General features: G+C 61.5%; 19 protein-coding genes. 12 read left to right on the forward strand and 7 right to left on the reverse strand.

What is annotated here, in order from left to right; genetic code table 11:
- Positions 1–300: 300 nt before the first annotated feature.
- Complete coding sequence (locus ACESMT_RS00840) at positions 301–960, reverse strand: OmpA family protein (protein WP_372824311.1); 660 nt, start codon at positions 958–960, stop codon at positions 301–303.
- 229 nt (positions 961–1,189) lie between these two features.
- Between ACESMT_RS00840 and ACESMT_RS00845 the strand changes: the two genes are divergently transcribed.
- The 3 genes from ACESMT_RS00845 (at position 1,190) to plsY (ending at position 3,580) form a co-directional block, all read left to right on the forward strand.
- Positions 1,190–2,254, forward strand: coding sequence for an aldo/keto reductase (locus tag ACESMT_RS00845; protein WP_372824313.1), 1,065 nt, complete (start codon positions 1,190–1,192; stop codon positions 2,252–2,254).
- Between the two features lie 178 nt (positions 2,255–2,432).
- Complete coding sequence (locus ACESMT_RS00850) at positions 2,433–2,930, forward strand: aminoacyl-tRNA deacylase (protein WP_372824315.1); 498 nt, start codon at positions 2,433–2,435, stop codon at positions 2,928–2,930.
- Between the two features lie 17 nt (positions 2,931–2,947).
- Positions 2,948–3,580 carry a glycerol-3-phosphate 1-O-acyltransferase PlsY gene (gene plsY, locus ACESMT_RS00855; RefSeq protein ID WP_372824316.1) on the forward strand — a complete coding sequence of 211 codons (633 nt, stop codon included), beginning with the start codon at positions 2,948–2,950 and terminating at the stop codon, positions 3,578–3,580.
- 16 nt (positions 3,581–3,596) lie between these two features.
- Here plsY and ACESMT_RS00860 read toward each other — a convergent pair whose 3' ends face one another.
- On the reverse strand, positions 3,597–4,241 hold the full coding sequence (locus ACESMT_RS00860; protein ID WP_372824318.1) for a TIGR02281 family clan AA aspartic protease: 645 nt from the start codon (positions 4,239–4,241) through the stop codon (positions 3,597–3,599).
- 187 nt (positions 4,242–4,428) lie between these two features.
- Positions 4,429–4,914 (reverse strand): YajQ family cyclic di-GMP-binding protein, encoded by a 486-nt coding sequence (locus ACESMT_RS00865; RefSeq protein ID WP_372824320.1) that lies wholly within the window; start codon positions 4,912–4,914, stop codon positions 4,429–4,431.
- Between the two features lie 53 nt (positions 4,915–4,967).
- On the opposite strand from ACESMT_RS00865, the gene murB reads away from it, so the two are divergent.
- The 3 genes from murB (at position 4,968) to ACESMT_RS00880 (ending at position 7,588) form a co-directional block, all read left to right on the forward strand.
- Positions 4,968–6,029 carry a UDP-N-acetylmuramate dehydrogenase gene (gene murB / locus ACESMT_RS00870; RefSeq protein ID WP_372824322.1) on the forward strand — a complete coding sequence of 354 codons (1,062 nt, stop codon included), beginning with the start codon at positions 4,968–4,970 and terminating at the stop codon, positions 6,027–6,029.
- A 124-nt stretch (positions 6,030–6,153) separates the two neighbouring features.
- Positions 6,154–6,945, forward strand: coding sequence for a MipA/OmpV family protein (locus ACESMT_RS00875; RefSeq protein WP_372824324.1), 792 nt, complete (start codon positions 6,154–6,156; stop codon positions 6,943–6,945).
- Between the two features lie 82 nt (positions 6,946–7,027).
- Positions 7,028–7,588: a heme-binding protein gene (locus ACESMT_RS00880; RefSeq protein ID WP_372824326.1), complete on the forward strand. Its 561-nt coding sequence runs from the start codon at positions 7,028–7,030 to the stop codon at positions 7,586–7,588.
- 110 nt (positions 7,589–7,698) lie between these two features.
- Here the strand turns inward: ACESMT_RS00880 and argG are convergent, their stop codons facing one another.
- Both argG and ACESMT_RS00890 read right to left on the reverse strand, forming a co-directional pair.
- The gene (gene argG, locus ACESMT_RS00885) at positions 7,699–9,036 is read right to left on the reverse strand and encodes an argininosuccinate synthase (RefSeq protein WP_372824328.1); all 1,338 of its coding nucleotides are present in this window, start codon (positions 9,034–9,036) and stop codon (positions 7,699–7,701) included.
- 15 nt (positions 9,037–9,051) lie between these two features.
- The gene (locus ACESMT_RS00890) at positions 9,052–9,369 is read right to left on the reverse strand and encodes a pyrimidine/purine nucleoside phosphorylase (RefSeq protein ID WP_372824330.1); all 318 of its coding nucleotides are present in this window, start codon (positions 9,367–9,369) and stop codon (positions 9,052–9,054) included.
- A gap of 163 nt (positions 9,370–9,532) precedes the next feature.
- Here ACESMT_RS00890 and ACESMT_RS00895 point away from each other — a divergent pair, with 163 nt between their 5' ends.
- From ACESMT_RS00895 to ACESMT_RS00905, 3 genes are all read left to right on the forward strand, one after another.
- Positions 9,533–10,108 carry a sigma-70 family RNA polymerase sigma factor gene (locus ACESMT_RS00895; RefSeq protein WP_372824332.1) on the forward strand — a complete coding sequence of 192 codons (576 nt, stop codon included), beginning with the start codon at positions 9,533–9,535 and terminating at the stop codon, positions 10,106–10,108.
- Positions 10,109–10,178: 70 nt separating this feature from the next.
- Positions 10,179–10,955: an anti-sigma factor domain-containing protein gene (locus ACESMT_RS00900; protein WP_372824334.1), complete on the forward strand. Its 777-nt coding sequence runs from the start codon at positions 10,179–10,181 to the stop codon at positions 10,953–10,955.
- Between the two features lie 37 nt (positions 10,956–10,992).
- Complete coding sequence (locus ACESMT_RS00905) at positions 10,993–13,152, forward strand: tetratricopeptide repeat protein (RefSeq protein WP_372824336.1); 2,160 nt, start codon at positions 10,993–10,995, stop codon at positions 13,150–13,152.
- 64 nt (positions 13,153–13,216) lie between these two features.
- Here ACESMT_RS00905 and ACESMT_RS00910 read toward each other — a convergent pair whose 3' ends face one another.
- On the reverse strand, positions 13,217–13,939 hold the full coding sequence (locus tag ACESMT_RS00910) for a glycine zipper 2TM domain-containing protein (protein ID WP_372824338.1): 723 nt from the start codon (positions 13,937–13,939) through the stop codon (positions 13,217–13,219).
- Positions 13,940–14,098: 159 nt separating this feature from the next.
- Complete coding sequence (locus ACESMT_RS00915) at positions 14,099–14,446, reverse strand: arsenate reductase (protein WP_372824340.1); 348 nt, start codon at positions 14,444–14,446, stop codon at positions 14,099–14,101.
- Between the two features lie 161 nt (positions 14,447–14,607).
- On the opposite strand from ACESMT_RS00915, the gene ACESMT_RS00920 reads away from it, so the two are divergent.
- From ACESMT_RS00920 to ACESMT_RS00930, 3 genes are all read left to right on the forward strand, one after another.
- The gene (locus ACESMT_RS00920) at positions 14,608–16,020 is read left to right on the forward strand and encodes a folylpolyglutamate synthase/dihydrofolate synthase family protein (protein ID WP_372824342.1); all 1,413 of its coding nucleotides are present in this window, start codon (positions 14,608–14,610) and stop codon (positions 16,018–16,020) included.
- Positions 16,021–16,043: 23 nt separating this feature from the next.
- Entirely contained in the window at positions 16,044–16,808 is a 765-nt protein-coding gene (locus tag ACESMT_RS00925) for an SPOR domain-containing protein (protein ID WP_372824344.1), read from the forward strand.
- A 1-nt stretch (position 16,809) separates the two neighbouring features.
- The coding region (locus tag ACESMT_RS00930; RefSeq protein WP_372824346.1) for a CvpA family protein at positions 16,810–17,256 on the forward strand (447 nt) is incomplete at its 3' end.

The raw sequence follows: 17,256 nt of genomic DNA on the forward strand, positions 1-17,256 counted from the left end.
AGGCCTTGCGTCTTGACCATTTGCACGACTTGCAGCTTGAAGTCTGTGTCAAATACTCTTCTGGATTTTGGGTTGCTCACGGTTTATGCCATTTCGGTTTTAACAACCTATCGGGCTGTCTGTTTTTATTAGACCACCACACTACGGCTATGTCGCCTCCTCTCGCCTAGCCAGACAGAAAAATCCATCATTTTCATTTTGTTCCTCTATTTCTGAGTCGCAGTACTAGACCCGATCAAAAAAAACCCCCGCTTGGCGGAGGGTTTGAGCCAGTCGTGGCTCAGAACAAAGCCTTGTCGGTCAGCGGGCGGAAGCTTGCACCGGCTCGGCCACATAAATTTCCACACGGCGGTTTTTGGCGCGGCCTTCGTTGCTGTTGTTGTCGGCAATCGGCTCGCGCTCGCCGCGGCCGTCAGTGCCGATGCGCGCTGCGCCCACACCGCGCCCAACCAGGTAGTTGCGTGTGCTGTTGGCGCGGTCCATGGACAGCGGATTGTTGATCGCATCGCTGCCGGTGTTGTCGGTGTGGCCAACAATGGTCACGCTGGTCACCGGGTTCTGGTTCAGGCCGGTGGCGAACTGATTCAGGATGGGGGCGAAGCTGGAATTGATGTCCGAACGTCCCGTGGCGAACGAGATGTCCGAAGGAATGTCGAGCTTGAGGCGGTTATCGGCGGTCTGGCTGACAGCCACGCCGGTACCGACCGTGGCTTGCTCCATGGCGGCTTTTTGTTGCTGCATGCGCTGCGACCAGAGGTAACCACCGCCCGCACCCACGGCACCGCCGAGGACTGCGCCGGTGGCTGCACCCCTGGAGCCGCCGGTGGCAGCGCCCAGCACAGCGCCCGCGACGGCGCCAATGCCGGCGCCTTTGGCTGTGCCTTGCTGGGTTTCGGACATATTGGCGCAGCCGGTCATGACAAAGGCGGCGAGCGTGAGTGATGTGAGAGCGAGTTTCATGGGTTTCTCCTGGGAGTTGTGGACATGTGAAAGGAAGTAGAGCTTGCCCAAGTGAATGCTAGCCCCGCCGAAAGCGCCCATCTGTAAGCCAAGTGCCCGACCGCCTGCCCGCCGGCGGCGGCAGCTGGGAGCCTTTAAACTACTTTGCGTCCGCAACAGCCCGCAGATGCGGACCAAGCCCTTTCCCCTTCTGCGACTTTCTTTACCGACCCTTTACTTCTTCCCCTTCATGAACAAAGTACAACTTGGCAGCAGCGACCTGCGCGTCACCCCCATCTGCCTGGGCACCATGACCTTCGGCGAGCAGGTGGACGAGGCGACGGCCCATGCGATTCTCGACCGCTCACTCGAACGCGGCGTCAATTTTCTCGATGCGGCCGAGATGTATTCGGTGCCGGCGCGGGCCGAAACCTTTGGCGCGACCGAAGCCATTATCGGCAACTGGTTTGCGAATCGCCCCGGCGCCAGGGACAAGATGGTGCTGGCCACCAAGGTCGCTGGCCCCGCGCGCGGCATGGACTGGATACGCCAGGGTAGCCCCGACCTGACTGCGCAGGACATCGTGCAGGCCTGCAACGACAGCCTCAAACGGCTGCGGACCGATGTGATTGACCTGTACCAGATCCATTGGCCAGCGCGCAACGTGCCGGCTTTTGGCATGGTGTACTTTGACCCGGCCAAGGACAGGCCGGTCAGCAGCATCCATCAGCAGCTTGAGGCGCTGACGGGACTTGTCAAGGCCGGCAAGGTGCGCGCCATCGGGCTGTCCAACGAGACGCCTTACGGCGTGCACGAGTTTGTGCGCCTGGCGGACCAGCACGGCCTAGCCAAGGTGGCAACGGTGCAAAACCCTTTCTGCCTGGTCAACCGCACGGTGGAGAACGGGCTGGACGAAACCATGCACCGGCTCGGTGTGTCCCTGCTGGCGTATTCGCCGCTTGGGTTTGGCCTGCTGACGGGCAAGTACGACTGCAGCGGCACCAGCGGCGCTGATGCGCCTGAGGCGGCGCGTATTGCCAAATACGAATCGGTGCGCAAGCAGCGCTGGGGCCGGCCCGAGGCGCTGGCCGCAGCGCGCCGCTACAACGCCCTGGCGCGCGAACACGGGCTGAGCCCCACACAGCTGGCGCTGGCTTTTTGCTACGCCAAGTGGCAGGTCGCCAGCACCATCATTGGTGTGACCTCGGTGGCACAGCTGGACGAAAACATCGACGCCTGGGGTACTGAGCTGTCGCCCGAACTGCTAGCAGCGATCGACGCTATCCGCTGGGAACTGCGCGACCCGGCGCAGTGAAAATGGTTTCCCCCCGAAGCGCCTATGGCGAGGGGCCATTGCCAGAGTCAATGGCTCTTCGTGTCCGTCCAAACCTGCACTGGCAGGTTTGGAGCCGCTGCCCCTCAGCCCCCCAGGGGGCACCACCTGCGACCCGGCGAAGCCGGTTCCGCGCTGGCACTGGAAGGGAAGTATCGCAGTGAGCAAAAAGGACCATGTTTCTGAAACGCCTGCGACGCAATTCTTGAAGGCGAACAAAGTTGCCTTCACCGAACACCTTTTCGAGTACCTCGAGCACGGCGGCGCACTGCACAGCGCCGAGGTCCTTGGGCTGGACCCCTTCAGCGTCGTCAAGACCCTCATCATGGAAGACGACAAGGCCAGGCCGCTGGTGGTGCTGATGCATGGCAATCGCAAGGTATCGACCAAAAACCTGGCACGCCAGATCGGTGCGAAATCGGTGGAGCCCTGCAAACCCGAGGTTGCCCACCGGCACAGCGGCTACCTGGTGGGCGGCACCTCGCCCTTCGGAACGCGCAAGGTCATGCCGGTGTTCATCGAGGAAAGCATCTTGGGCCTGCCTAAAATTGCCATCAACGGCGGCAGGCGCGGTTACCTGGTGGGCCTGGCGCCGCAGGTCTGCGTCGAGCTGCTCGGTGCAAAATTAGTCAACTGCGCGCTGATCGATCAAAACTAAAAATACTGGAGAGCAACATGGACTACGTTTACCCCATCGTCGCCGTGCTGGCGGCCTACCTGATCGGCTCCCTGTCGTTTGCGGTGATTGTCAGCACGCTGATGGGCCTGAACGATCCGCGCAGCTATGGCAGCAAAAACCCCGGCGCCACCAATGTGCTGCGCTCCGGCAACAAGGCCGCTGCGGTGGCTACGCTGCTGCTCGATGGGCTCAAGGGCTGGCTGCCGATGGCGCTGGTCACCTGGTTCGGCAGGGACTACGGCCTGCGTGAAGGCACGCTGGCGGCCGTCGGCCTGGCGGCCTTTATCGGCCATCTGTACCCGGTATTTTTCAGATTTCAGGGCGGCAAGGGCGTGGCCACCGCCGCCGGCGTGCTGTTCGGCGTGCACTGGGTGCTCGGGCTGGCCACGCTGGCCACCTGGGTGATCGTCGCGTTTTTCTCGCGCTATTCGTCACTGGCCTCACTCGCCTGCGCGCTGTTTGCGCCCTGGTATTACCTGCTCGGCGACCGCGCCTTCTGGCACGTGGACAAAACCACGACGCTGGCGATTGCGGTGATGAGTGCTTTCCTCGCGTTCCGGCACCGGGAGAACATCAACAAGCTGCTCAAGGGCAAGGAATCAAGGCTGGGCAGCAAGCCCAAAGTCTGAGGCCGGGCGCCTCGGTTTAAAACCGCTTGACCAGCGTCATCTGGTCATTTTCGCGGATCATCTGGAAGCGGGTCAGGAAGCTGTTGCCCAGCAGCATGAAAGGCATGTCGCGCGCGGCCACAACGGCGCTCACGTTGAACACTTCCACGTCACCCACACGGACCGAACTGAGGGTGGTCCGCCAGCCCGGTATCACGCCATTTGCTGTGCTCAACTGGACGGGTGAGCCTGACTTGTATTCCACACCGATACGCTCGGCATCCGCCGCCGTCATGGAAATGGAAGTCGCCCCTGTGTCCACCATGAATTGCACGGTTTTGCCATTGATCTGGCCCGGCGTCATGAAGTGCCCGCCCGTGCCAGCGGTCAATACGATCCTGTTTCCCTTGCCTGCACCGCCTGCCGCGCCTCCGCCCGCACCGACGCTGGCCGGCGCATCGCCGACCCGCAAGGTGTGGCGTCTGCCGTTGAGCTCCAGCACCGCCTGGTCGCCGGCGGTGGAGATGACCTTGACGTTCAGGTGTGTTTCACCGGCCGCCACCGACTTGGGCGCCGCACCGTTGACCACCAGCAAGGCCTTGTTGCCCAGCGTGCCGGCCAACACGACGCTTTGGGCGTGCGCCATGCCGCCCCACCCACCCAAGATCAGCAACAGCGCCATGGTCAGGTTTTTTCGCCGGGCCGCCCCAAGAAAAAATGCGCCCCCTCGGGGGGCAGCGAACCACACGCAGTGGGGAGCGTGGGGGCTTATGTTTTTCCGTCGGGCCGCCCCAAGAAAAAATGCGCCCTCTTTCGTCGTGTCAGGGGCAGCGCAGTCCACGCAGTGGCAAGCGCGGGGGCCCATCACTCTAGTCCCTGAAATTATTGAAACTCAGCGGCATGTCGGGCAGCTCGGCCTTGATCATGGCCATGGCCGCCTGCAGGTCGTCGCGCTTGGCGCCGGTCACGCGAACCGCGTCGCCCTGGATGGCCGCCTGCACCTTGACCTTGCTGCCCTTGATCAATTGCGAGATTTTCTTGGCCTGCTCGGTCTCGATGCCGTTGCGCACCTTGATGACCTGCTTGACCTTGTCGCCGCCTATCTTCTCGACCTTGCCGATGTCGAGGAAGCGGATGTCCACGCCGCTTTTGGTCATCTTGTTGCGCAGCACATCGTTGATCTGGTCGATCTGGAAATCGCTGTTGCCGGTGAGCGTGACTTCCTTGTCCTTGAGCTCGATGGCGGCCGGCGTGCCCTTGAAATCGAACCGCGTGGCGATTTCCTTGGCGGTGTTTTCGACCGAGTTCTTGACCTTGACCATATCGGCTTCGAGAACGGTGTCAAAAGAGGGCATGGTTTCCGGGCTTCCTGCAATGCGTTGTTCGGGCTGGGTGAGACAATCCCCGGATGTTAGTCGAGAAAAACGTCCCTCTCCAGTTTTCCAACACCTTTGGCATCGTGGCCAAGGCGCTCACGCTGGTGCGCATCGCCAGCGAGGCGGATGTGGCCGGGGTGCTGGCCGACCCGGCGCTGCAGGCTGCCCCCAAGTTTGTGCTGGGCGGTGGCAGCAACATCGTGATCACCGGCGATGTCAAGCCGGTGGTACTGAAAGTCGAGATAAAAGGCAAAAAGCTGGTCAGTGAAACCGCGAAAGCCTGGGTCGTGGAATCCGGCGCCGGCGAAAACTGGCATGAGCTGGTGAGCTGGACGGTGAAAAACGGCTACCCAGGTCTGGAAAACCTGGCCCTGATTCCCGGTACCGTGGGCGGCTCGCCGGTGCAAAACATCGGCGCTTACGGCGTGGAGCTGCAGGACCGCTTTGACTCGCTCGATGCGGTTGACCTCACGACGGGCAAGGCCTTCACGCTCGATGCCGCGCAATGCGCGTTCGGTTACCGCGACTCGGTGTTCAAACACACCAGCACCGGCCCCAACGGAGGCCCCGGTCTGGGCCTGGGCGGCAAGGCCCTGATCACGCGGGTGCGTTTTGCCTTGCCCAAGGCCTGGAAGCCTGTGCTCGGGTATGCCGATCTCGAGAAAAAAATGGCGCAGTCGCCGTCCAGCCAGGTGAATGCGCTGCAGATTTTTGAGTGGGTCTGCGAAATCCGCCAAGCCAAGCTGCCGGATCCGGCTGTGATCGGCAACGCCGGCAGTTTTTTCAAGAACCCCACCGTCACGCCCGAGCAGTGCGCAGACATCATCCAGCGCGAACCGAAAATCGTGCACTACCACCTGGACGATGGTTCCGTGAAATTGGCGGCCGGCTGGCTGATTGATGCCTGCGGCTGGAAGGGCAAAACCATCGGCAACGCTGGCGTGTACGAGCGCCAGGCGCTGGTGCTGGTGAATCGCGGCGGCACCACCGACCCTGTCACCGGCGGCGAGGTCATGACCCTGGCCAAGTCCATCCAGACCAGCGTTTATGAACGCTTCGGTATCCTGCTGGAGCACGAGCCGGTGGTGGTCTGAAGATACCAAGTAGTATTTTAATTACTAATCAGTATAATTTGCGCAACGCCAACCCGGCGTTGCGCCTTGAGCCCGGGCATCACCCGGCGGCGCTGGCCTCTCTACTTTTTTTTGGAGTGCTTGTATGCCGTATCTTCGCCCCTCCCATCGTGCTGGCCGCCATGCCGCAACCTTGCTTGCTGCCGCCTTGCTCGGCGCGCCGCTGGCGCCGGCCTGGGCCGCAGACGACTGGACTTTCAGAGCCGGTGGCCTCGTGGCTGTGAGCCCACGCTTTCCGGGCAGTGACAGTGCCAAAGTGACGCTGTTGCCGAATATTCAGGCGCGCTACAAAGACTTTCTGGTGATCAACCCGATTGACGGCATTGGCTTGGTCTACGCGGTGGACGATAAGCTGCAACTTAGCGCGTCGCTGGGGTTCGATTTGACCACGCGTAAAGCCGAAGACGACAGTCGCCTGAACGGCCTGGCAGACATCAAGGGAACGGGTGCCGTGCGCATGGGGGCCAAATATCGCACCGGCCCGGTCTTTGCTGAAGCCAGGCTAACCACCCGCTTGGGCAGCGAGAAAAAGCGGGGCTCCCTGGTTAACCTCGAAGGCGGCTACAGCCTTTTTGTAACACGAGATGCCGGGGTGGACCTTGGCTTGGCCCTGCGCTGGATGGACAGCAGCTATAGTCGTAATTTCTTCGGCATCAGCCCAGCCCAATCGGCAGCCAGTGGCCTGAGAGTTTTCAATGCCAACAGTGGCTTGCAAAGCGCAGGCGTTTTTGTGGGCGGCTACCGACGCCTCAGCACCGACTGGACCGGCTTTGCCCGTTTGAGCCTGAACAAGCTGCAAGGCGATGCCGCCAACAGCCCGATCACCCGCAGCACCACGCAGACCAGCCTGGTGGTGGGTGCGAGCTACGTTTTTTGAGGCTCTTATGAATATCAGACGTTTGAGAGCAAACGCCTTGGTGGCAATGGCAATTGCGCTGAGCGCAGCAGGAGGACCCACGATGGCAACAGAAGAACCAAGCTACACCGTCAGCTTGAAAGAGGACACTTTTGAGGTGCGCGACTACCCCGCCATGGTGGCGGCAGAGGTCAGCGTCACCGGTGACCGCAGAGAAGCATCTACAGAAGGCTTCAAGTTGCTGGCGGGCTACATTTTTGGTGGCAACACAAAAAAGCAAAGTATTGCCATGACCGCACCGGTGGTTCAAGCCGCCGGCGAGAGTGAAAAAATTGCAATGACTGCACCCGTGCTGCAAACCGGGCAGTCAGGCAGTTGGACCGTGAGGTTTTTGATGCCCAGCAGTTACACCATGGACACGCTGCCCCAGCCCAACGACGCACGCGTTCGTCTGCTACCAGTGCCTGCAGCGCGTATGGCGGTGGTGCAGTTCTCCGGTCTGGCGCGTGAGGACGACATCGTGACCCAGACGGGTCTGCTCAATACCCTGGTCGCCCGCCACAAGCTGCAAGCCTTGGGCGCACCCGTCCTGGCCCGTTACAACCCACCCTGGACACCCTGGTTCATGCGGCGCAACGAGATCATGGTTGCAGTGCAGCCTTGAGACGTCCGCCTGGCAGGCCCATGCAACGACGATTTCGTGGTGTATTGAGCATTTGAGTCCGCTGCACAAGGGCGGGAAGCTGTTTTCACCCGGACGAGGGCCGGACCAGCCTATTTGCTGTCTTCGCCACCCAATCGCGGCAGCGAGTCACCTTCGCCCAGTGACAGCAGCCCGGCCCGGGTGTAGATCGCCAGCTTGTCGCGGGTGTCGATGATGTCCAGATTGCGCATGGTCAACTGGCCGATGCGGTCCAGCGGTGTGAAGGCACCTTCGACTTTTTCCATGCTCAGGCGCTCGGGCTTGTAGGTCAGGTTGCTGGAGACGGTGTTGAGGATGGAGTAATCGTTGCCGCGGCGCAGCTCTATCGTGACTTCGCCGGTGACGGCACGCGCGACCCAGCGCTGGGCGGTTTCGCGCAGCATGATGGCCTGCGAGTCGAACCAGCGGCCCTGGTAGAGCAGGCGGCCGAGCTTGCGGCCGTTGTCGCGGTACTGTTCAATCGTGTCTTCGTTGTGGATGCCGGTGATCAGGCGCTCGTAGGCAATAAACAGCAGCGCCAGGCCCGGGGCTTCGTAGATGCCGCGGCTTTTCGCTTCGATGATTCGGTTTTCGATCTGGTCGCTCATGCCCAGGCCGTGACGCCCGCCGATGCGATTGGCTTCGAGGATCAGCTCGACCAGGTCGTCATAGGTTTTGCCATTGAGGGCGACCGGGCGGCCTTCTTCGAAACGCACGGTGACTTCTTCGCGCTTGACCTCGACTTCGTCCTTCCAGAAGGCCACACCCATGATGGGATTGACGATTTTCATGCCGCTGTTCAGGTGCTCCAGGTCTTTCGCCTCGTGCGTGGCGCCCAGCATGTTGGAGTCGGTTGAGTAGGCTTTTTCGGCCGACATCTTGTAGCCGAAGCCGGCCTGTGTCATGAAGGCCGACATTTCGGCACGGCCGCCGAGCTCGTCGATGAAGAGCTGGTCCAGCCAGGGCTTGTAGATCTTCAGCTCCGGGTTGGTGAGCAGGCCGTAGCGGTAGAAACGCTCGATGTCGTTGCCCTTGTAAGTGCTGCCGTCGCCCCAGATGTTGACGTCGTCCTGCTTCATGGCCGACACCAGCATGGTGCCGGTCACAGCGCGGCCCAGCGGCGTGGTGTTGAAGTAGGTGACGCCTGCCGTTGAGATATGAAAGGCGCCGCATTGCAGCGCGGCGATGCCTTCAGCGGCGAGCTGCTTGCGGCAATCGATCAGGCGGGCTTTTTCAGCGCCATACTGCATCGCCTTGCGCGGAATTTCTTCGTAGTCGGGCTCGTCGGGTTGACCCAGGTTGGCGGTGTAGGCGTAGGGAATCGCGCCTTTGAGCTTCATCCAGTGCAGGGCTGCGCTGGTGTCGAGGCCGCCGGAAAAGGCGATGCCGACTTTCTGGCCGGCGGGAAGGTTCTGGAGGATGGTGCTCATGGCGCGTGTCCTGGATCAGCCGAAATGGCAGATGTAGTGGTAAGCCTCGGTGACGCGGATGTCGAAGCTCGAATTACCGGGCACGCTGAATTTTTCGCCAGGCGAGGAGGTCACCCAGGCATCGCTGCCGGCGAGTTTGTAGTCGCAGGAACCGGCCACACATTCCATGATCTCGGGCGCGCCGGTATTGAAAGTCAGCGTCGAGGGCAGCACCACGCCGACGGATTTTTTCGTGCCGTCGGCAAAGGTGATGCCGTGGCTCACGCACTTGCCGTCGAAATACACATTGGCCTGGGTGGTGACGCTGATGTTGTCGATTTTTTCTGTAGTCATGGTGTTCTGGGCAAAAAAGCAGGAAGTGGGCGGGTATGCGCCCGGCGCACGCCGGCAGGTGAAAAACCACTGATTTTAGGTTACCCGGGCTCTAGGCTGCGCCAGCCGCGCTGAATCCGTGGCACTGTTTGCAGCGTATGGGGAATGCAGGACAATGTTGTCCATGAATGCAGAAAGCCCGGATTCCCATTTGATCGCCCTGATTGACCGTGTTGCATTGGCTGACGAATCGGCCCTCAGGGAGCTCTATGAGTTGACCTCGTCCAAGCTCTACGGCGTGGCTGTGCGGGTGGTCACCAACCGCAGCTGGGCCGAGGATGTGCTGCAGGAAGCGTTTCTCAACATCTGGCGGATTGCGGGTGATTACAAGGCCACGCTGTCGCCACCCATGGCCTGGATGTGCCTGACCGTGCGCAGTCGGGGCCTGGATTTTTTGCGGCGTCGCACTTCCGGGCGGGCCGACACGGCGCTGGAGCTCGACGATGTGCTGTCCGACACGCTGGAAGGCGACTCCGCCAACCCCATGGACACCGCGCTGGCTGGCGAGCAGGCCTGGGCGCTGCACCAGTGCCTGAGCCAGCTCGACAACAAACAACGCGAGGTGGTGAGCCTGGCCTATATGCGTGACCTCAGCCATGGCGAGCTGGCCGAGCAGCTCAAGCTGCCGCTGGGCACAGTGAAAACCTGGATACGCCGGGGGCTGGAGCAATTGCGCGGCTGCATGGCGCGGTTTGCGTGAATCGCCGCATGGAATTGATTTGGTTTGTTCCCGCCCAGGGTGACGGGAAACTTCTGGAAGAAGGTTTGGTATGAACATCACGCACAACCCCTCGCTGATCGAGCAGCTGGCTGCCAGCTACGCGCTGGGCACGCTGCGCGGCGGCGCCCGCCGCCGCTTCGAGGCGCTGGCGCGAGTCCATGCGCCGGTGCGAGCGGCCGCGCTGATCTGGCAGGGGCGCATGGCCTCGGTGGCCGAGCTTCAGCCGCAAGTTGCACCCAGCCCTGCCGTCTGGAAGCGCATTGAAAACCTCGTCAACGCCGACAAGCAGGCCAAAGCCATGCAGACCGCTCGCCAGGCACCTGTCACGGCGGCGGGCGGCTGGTGGGCCAGCCTGGGCTTGTGGCGCGGTGCAACGGCTGCCGGCGCCATGGCTGCTGTGGTGGCGGTGGTGACCGGGCTGAACCTGAACACCGCATTGGACGGCCAGGTGCGGGAGCTCAGCGCCCAACTCGCCGCGACCCCGGAAATCCGTTACGTGGCCGTGCTGGCCGACGACCAGTCGGCGCCGTCTGTGCTGGTGACCTATGACCCGAAACACAGCCAGTTGCAGCTCAAGCATGTCGGCGAGTTTCACCCGGGGCCCGACAAGTCGCTGCAGCTTTGGGCTTTGCACAAGGCGGGCGGACCGAAATCGCTGGGCGTGCTGGGGGAGGGCGCCATGGTCCGTTTGCCCGCGCGCAGCGGTGAAGTGAACGAGGTGCCGGCGCTGGCCATCAGCCTGGAGCCCAAGGGCGGCGTTCCGGCCGGCAGCGGCCCGAGCGGGCCGGTGCTTTTCAAGGGTGCGCTGATTCGGACGGCGCTTTGAGCCGCACAGGAAGCCGGGCTTCGTGGGCGCGAGGCTCATGTTTGACCTCGCAATCTGTTCACGTCCAGAATCCGGTATGAGCCGAGCGCCCAAATTTATTCCCCAACCTCAAAAAGCGGCCAACCCTGCGGCACAAACCCAGGCCAGGCTGCAGCAAGGACTCGCGCTGCACCAGCAGGGGCAACTGGCACAGGCAAAAGCGATCTATGAGCAAGTCCTCAAGACACAACCCCGGCATTTCGACGCGCTGATTTTGTTGGGGATGATCGCCGTACAGACAAAAAACTCGCAGCTCGCGGTTGATCTAATTGGCAAAGCAATTGATGTGAAGCCTAACCATGCAGCCGCCCATAACAACCTTGGATGTGCGTTGAACGACTTGAAGCAGCACGAGGCTGCGATCGACAGTTATGAACGCGCCATCTCCCTCAAGGCAGACTTTGCAGAGGCATACTACAACCGCGGCGTTGCGTTGAATGACTTGAAACAGCACCAAGCTGCTGTAGATAGTCATGAACGCGCCATCACCCTCAAGGCGGACTATGTAGAAGCCTTTAACAATCGTGGCGTTGCGCTGCATGGCTTGAGGCAGCACCGGGCTGCTGTTGACAGTTATGAGCGCGCCATTGCCCTCAAGGCAGACCATGCAGAGGCCTACAACAATCGTGGCGTTGCATTGAATGACTTGAAGCAGCACGAGGCCGCTATTGCCAGTTATGAACGCGCCATCGCTCTCCGCGCAGACCATGCAGAGGCACACAACAATCGCGGCATTGCGTTGAGTGACCTGAAGCAGCACGAGGCCGCTATTGCCAGTTATGAACGTGCCATTTTCCTCAAGGCAGACTATGCAGAGGCGTACTACAACTGCGGCGTTGCGTTGAATGACTTGAAGCAGTACCAGGCAGCTATCGACAGTTATGAGCGTGCCATTGCCCTGAAGTCAGACTATGCTGAGGCCTACAACAACCGTGGCAATGCGTTGAGTGGCTTGAAGAAGTATCGGGCTGCTATTGACAGTTACGAACGTGCTATCGCTCTCAAAGCGGACTATGCCGACCCTCATTACAACCGCGGCATTGCGCTGAGTGACTTGAAGCAATACCGTGCTGCTATTGACTGTTATGAGTCTGCTATTGCCCTCAGGGCGGGCTACGCAAAGGCCTACCACAACCGCGGCGTTGCGTTGAATGCCTTGAAGCAGAATCAGGCTGCGATCGAAAGTTATGAACGCGCCATCGTCCTCAAAGCGGACTATGCGGAGGCGCACTTGAATCTCGGCATGTTGGCCCTGCAGATGGGAAACTTTCAATGCGGATGGCGCGAGCATGAGTGGCGCTGGAAGGGCGCGCAATTAAAGCCACGCGAGCTCCGGGACTTTTCCCAGCCGCTTTGGTTGGGCGTCGAACCGCTGCAAGGCAGGACCATTTTGTTGCACGCAGAACAAGGCTTGGGAGACACCTTGCAGTTCTGTCGCTATATGAAACAGGTGAGCGATCTGGGCGCGCGGGTCATTCTGGAAGTGCAAACTCCCTTGCTCGGTTTACTGGCAGGGCTGGCAGGGGTGAACCAGCTGGTTGGACGTGGCCGCCAGTTGCCACCCTTCAATCTACATTGTCCGCTGCTGAGTCTGCCGCTGGCCTTCAAAACCGGGCTCGACAGCATTCCCTCGGCAACGCGTTATATCGACAGTCCTTCCGGCAAGCAGGCATCCTGGAGCGCCAGACTGGGCCCAAAAAACCGGCCGCGCATTGGCTTGGTCTGGAGTGGAAATGCCGAGCACAAAAACGATCACAACAGAAGCATAGCCCTGGCGGAGCTAATGCGTGGGCTGCCAGGTGGCTTCCAATATGTGAGCCTGCAAAAGGAAGTCAGGGACGTTGACAAGAATTTTTTGGACGCGAATGCAGAAATTCTACATTTTGGCAGTGAGTTGAAAGACTTTACCGATACCGCTGCCTTGTGCGAATTGATGGATGTCATCGTCAGCGTCGATACCAGCGTTGCCCATCTGGCCGGGGCTTTGGGTCAAGAGGTCTGGGTACTCTTGCCTTTTAACCCCGATTGGCGCTGGCTGCTGGACAGGAGTGATAGTCCCTGGTATCCCACAGCCACGCTGTACAGGCAGGAAACGCGAGACGATTGGACCGGTGCTGTTGAAAGGGTTGGAGTCGATCTGGAAAAAAGATTCAGGTAAAGACCACGCTGTCTGGCCATCAGGCAAAAAAGGGCTAACGAAGCCTTTTTTTTGTCTGAGCGAGTTAACGCCTGTGGCGGTGCCCGTAACCGCTGCGGCTGTAGCCAAAATTCAGCGACACGCCGACTGGCGGGTAATAAGGCCGCGGGTAATAACCGGGGTACACCACTGGCGCTTGCTGGATATACACCGGCTGCGAATACACGGGCTGGGTGTATACGGGCTGCGAATACACGGGCTGGCCATAAACTGGCTGGGCTTGCTGAGGCTGCGCGAAACCGGGCTGCACCGACGCCTGCGGCGAAGGCATGGCGCCGACTGGTGTGACCTGCAGCCGCACATACGGGCCGGGGTCGTTCGGCATCTGGATGGTGTACTGCCTGTCAGCGTACTCGTAGACCACGTTGTAATGTGTGGTGCGGTTTTCATAGGTGGTCTGGATGCCGCACTGCTGGACGTTTTGCACCTGCGTGCGGTTGCCCTCGATGTTGTTACCCACCATGGCGCCGCCGACGAGGCCGATCATGGTGGCCAGTGCGCGGCCACCGCCGTCACCGATGGCATTGCCCATGGCACCGCCGGCCAGTGCGCCCATCACCGCGCCCGCGCCGGAGCCGGGCGACTGGGTCACCATGGGTTGCACGGTGCAGACCTGTTGCGGCACGCTGACCTGCTGCTGCACCGGCGTGCTGGAAATCACGCGCGCCAGGACGTCCATGGCCGAGGCGTTCACGGCAAACAGGCCGGACATGGCGGCGACAGTCGATAAAACGAGTAATTTTTTCATGGTTCAAAACTTTTTCAGCCCGCTGGAAGAAACCCTGCTGGGGATGGCCAAAAACACGGTCTCCAGTTTAATGATTCAGAGCGGTTCTGGTGCACACAAGTTCAGTTAAATCACTGTAAAGCTGAGGCCGGGCGCGGCCACCCGCACCCGGAGGCGTCTTCAAAGCCTGGCTCTCCAGTTTTTGGCGTCAAAGCCCGCCGTGACCTGCCCGTCCTGCCACTCGACCACCGGGCGTTTGATGACGCTGGCATGGGCCTGCATCACGGCCATGGCGCTGGCTGTATCTTTGGTGCTGGCCTGGACGGCCAGCACCAGCTTGCGCCATGTGGTGCCCTGGCGGTTCAGCAGTTTTTCCCAGCCGACAGCCTTTTGCCAGGCCACCAGCCGGTCGGCCGGCACGCCCAGCTTCTTGAAGTCGTGGAATTCATAAGCCACGCCTTGTCCCGCGAGCCAGGCGCGGGCCTTTTTGACGGTGTCGCAGTTGGGAATGCCGTAAACAGTGATCATGCAGGCATTTTCCCATAATTTCAGCATCAAATCAGCCTTTAACCCTTTGTTTACGTGCGCAAGCAGCTATTAATTCGATAGCAATTTAATCCCGCGCAGGTGTGGGTTCAGGCTGCGACACGCGTCGCCCGGCGGCGCCAGCAGCGACAATACGACCCTGTATGGACACGCTGAACACCCTCGACGACTGGCTCGCGCATTGCGAACGCCTGCATCCGACCACCATCGAGCTCGGGCTGGCCCGGGTCCAGGGCGTGGCCCGGCAGATGGGGCTGCACTTTGACTGCCCCGTCATCACGGTGGCTGGCACCAACGGCAAGGGGTCGAGCTGCGCGATGCTCGAAGCGATCCTGGGGCAGGCCGGCTACCGCACCGGGCTTTACACCTCTCCGCACCTGGTGCATTTTGAAGAGCGCTGCCGCATCCGCGGCGAGAGCGTACAAGCCGAGGCCCTGCTGCCGCACTTTGCGCGGGTCGAGGCGCTGCGCGGCAACACCTCGCTGACCTACTTCGAGTTCACCATGCTGGCGATCTTCAGCCTGCTGGCCGCATCCGGCCTGGACGTGGTGATTCTCGAAGTGGGCGTCGGCGGCCGGCTCGATTCGGTCAACATCATCGATGCGGATTGCGCCTTGATCACCAGCATTGACCTTGACCACATGGAGTTGCTGGGCAAGGACCGCGAAAGCATTGGCTTTGAAAAAGCCGGCATCATGCGCGCCGGCAAACCGGCGGTGCTCAGCGACCCGGTGCCGCCGCAAAGTGTGGTCAAGCACGCTGCCGAAGTGGGTGCTGACCTGTGGCTGCTGGGCCGCGACTTCAACTTTTCCGGCGACAAGCTGCAGTGGGCTTGGGCCGGGCGTGCGGGCGCCGGGCCGCCCCAAGTCCGCACAGCCCCCTCGGGGGGCAGCGCAGCACGCGAAGCGGCAAGCGTGGGGGCTCAAAACGGCCGACGCTACGCGGGACTGGCCTACCCCGCGCTTCGCGGCGCCAACCAGTTGCTCAATGCCGCAGGCGTGCTGGCCGCGCTGACTGCCCTGCGGGACCGCCTGCCGGTGACGGCCCAGGCGGTGCGCAACGGGCTGGGCATGGTCGAACTGCCGGGCCGCTTCCAGATCATCTCCGGCCAGCCGACCCTGGTGCTTGATGTGGCGCACAACCCGCACTCGGTGGGCGCGCTCACCGAGAACCTGGACGCCATGGGTTTTTACCCCTGCACCCACGCAGTGTTTGGCGCCATGGCTGACAAGGACCTGGCTGCGATGCTGGGGCGCATCGGGCCGCTGGTCGATCGCTGGTACTTCACTGATTTGCCCACCCCGCGTGCTGCCTGCGGGACCGCGTTGATGGCGCGCTGGCAGGCCGGCAATACCCGCCCGGACGTGCAGGGCCGTGTGTTTGGCAGCCCGGTGCAGGCCCTGCAGGCTGCCATCGCCGCAGCAGACCCCGCTGATAGAATTGTTGTGTTCGGATCGTTCTACACGGTGGGGGCTGTGTTGAAAGAGGGCCTGCCCCGTCTTTTTGCGCCGCATGCCGCGCCCGGGCGCCACAATTCACCCTCAACCGATACCTAACGCTAACGGACACCGTCACCAACATGCCGTTTTTCAATTTTCGTCGGGGTCAAGCATCTACCGCTGCCGGGGCGGCCACCCCTGCCGACAGCGTGGATGTGATTCGCAAACGCGCCAGGCACCGCCTGATCGGCGCGGCTGTTCTGGTGCTGGCCGGGGTGATTGGTTTCCCCCTGCTGTTCGACACCCAGCCAAGGCCGGTGGCGGTCGATATCCCGATTGAAATCCCCGGCAAGAACACCGTCAAGCCGCTGGTGATGCCCACGCCTGCCGCAGCACCCGTGACCCAAGGCTCCGCCAGCGCCCCTTCCGCAGCCGCTGACAAGGTGGCGGCGCCGTCGAGCCTTACGCCGCGTGAGGAAATTGTGACGGAGAAAAAGGCTGAAGCCCCCATACAGCCTGCTCAGTCAGCGATCAAAAACGAAGCAAAACCGGAGCCGAATACCACGGCCAGGACTCCCGCCGCCAGCGACGAGGCGGCACGTGCCAAGGCCTTGCTGGAGGGTAAGGCGGCCGCGCCTGCGGCGGCAACCGCCAAAACAGCTGTGGCGGAGCCTGAGGTCCGACTGGTCGTGCAGGTGGGCGCTTTTGCGGATGCCGAGAAGGCGCGCGAAGTGCGCCAGAAGCTTGAACGGGCGGGACTGAAAACCTACACCCAGGTGGTCGATACCAAGGACGGCCAGCGCATCCGGGTTCGGGTCGGGCCTTTTGACAGCAAGGCCGACGCCGACAAGGCTGCCAGCAAGATCAGGGGACTTGATTTGCCGGCCGCCATCCTGACCTTGTAGCGTGGGCGTTGTCGATCTGGCTTTTCTGGGCGTGCTGGCGGCATCGATGCTGGTAGGCGCGTGGCGCGGCCTGGTGTACGAGGTGTTGTCAGTGCTTGGCTGGGCCCTGTCGTTTTACCTGGCGCAGTGGTTTGCGCCGGACATGGCGGCTCTGCTGCCCTTGCAGAGTGCGTCGGAGCCGGTGCGTTATGCCGCAGCGTTTGTGCTGATTTTTATCGCAGCCGTGTTTGCTGCTGGCCTGCTGGCTGTGTTGATCAAGAAGATGGTGGAGGCCATCGGCCTGCGGCCGGTCGACCGGACGCTGGGGGCAGCTTTTGGTGTGGTGCGTGGGGTGATTCTGTTGCTGGCGGTGACGGTGGTGATCAACATGACGGCTTTCAAAAACGCTCCGTGGTGGCAGGAGTCCAAAGGCGCGGAAGTCTCGACGGCGGCACTCAAGGGGCTAAAG

Origin of the sequence: Polaromonas sp., from assembly GCF_041689105.1 — a bacterium.
GTDB lineage: Bacteria > Pseudomonadota > Gammaproteobacteria > Burkholderiales > Burkholderiaceae_C > Polaromonas.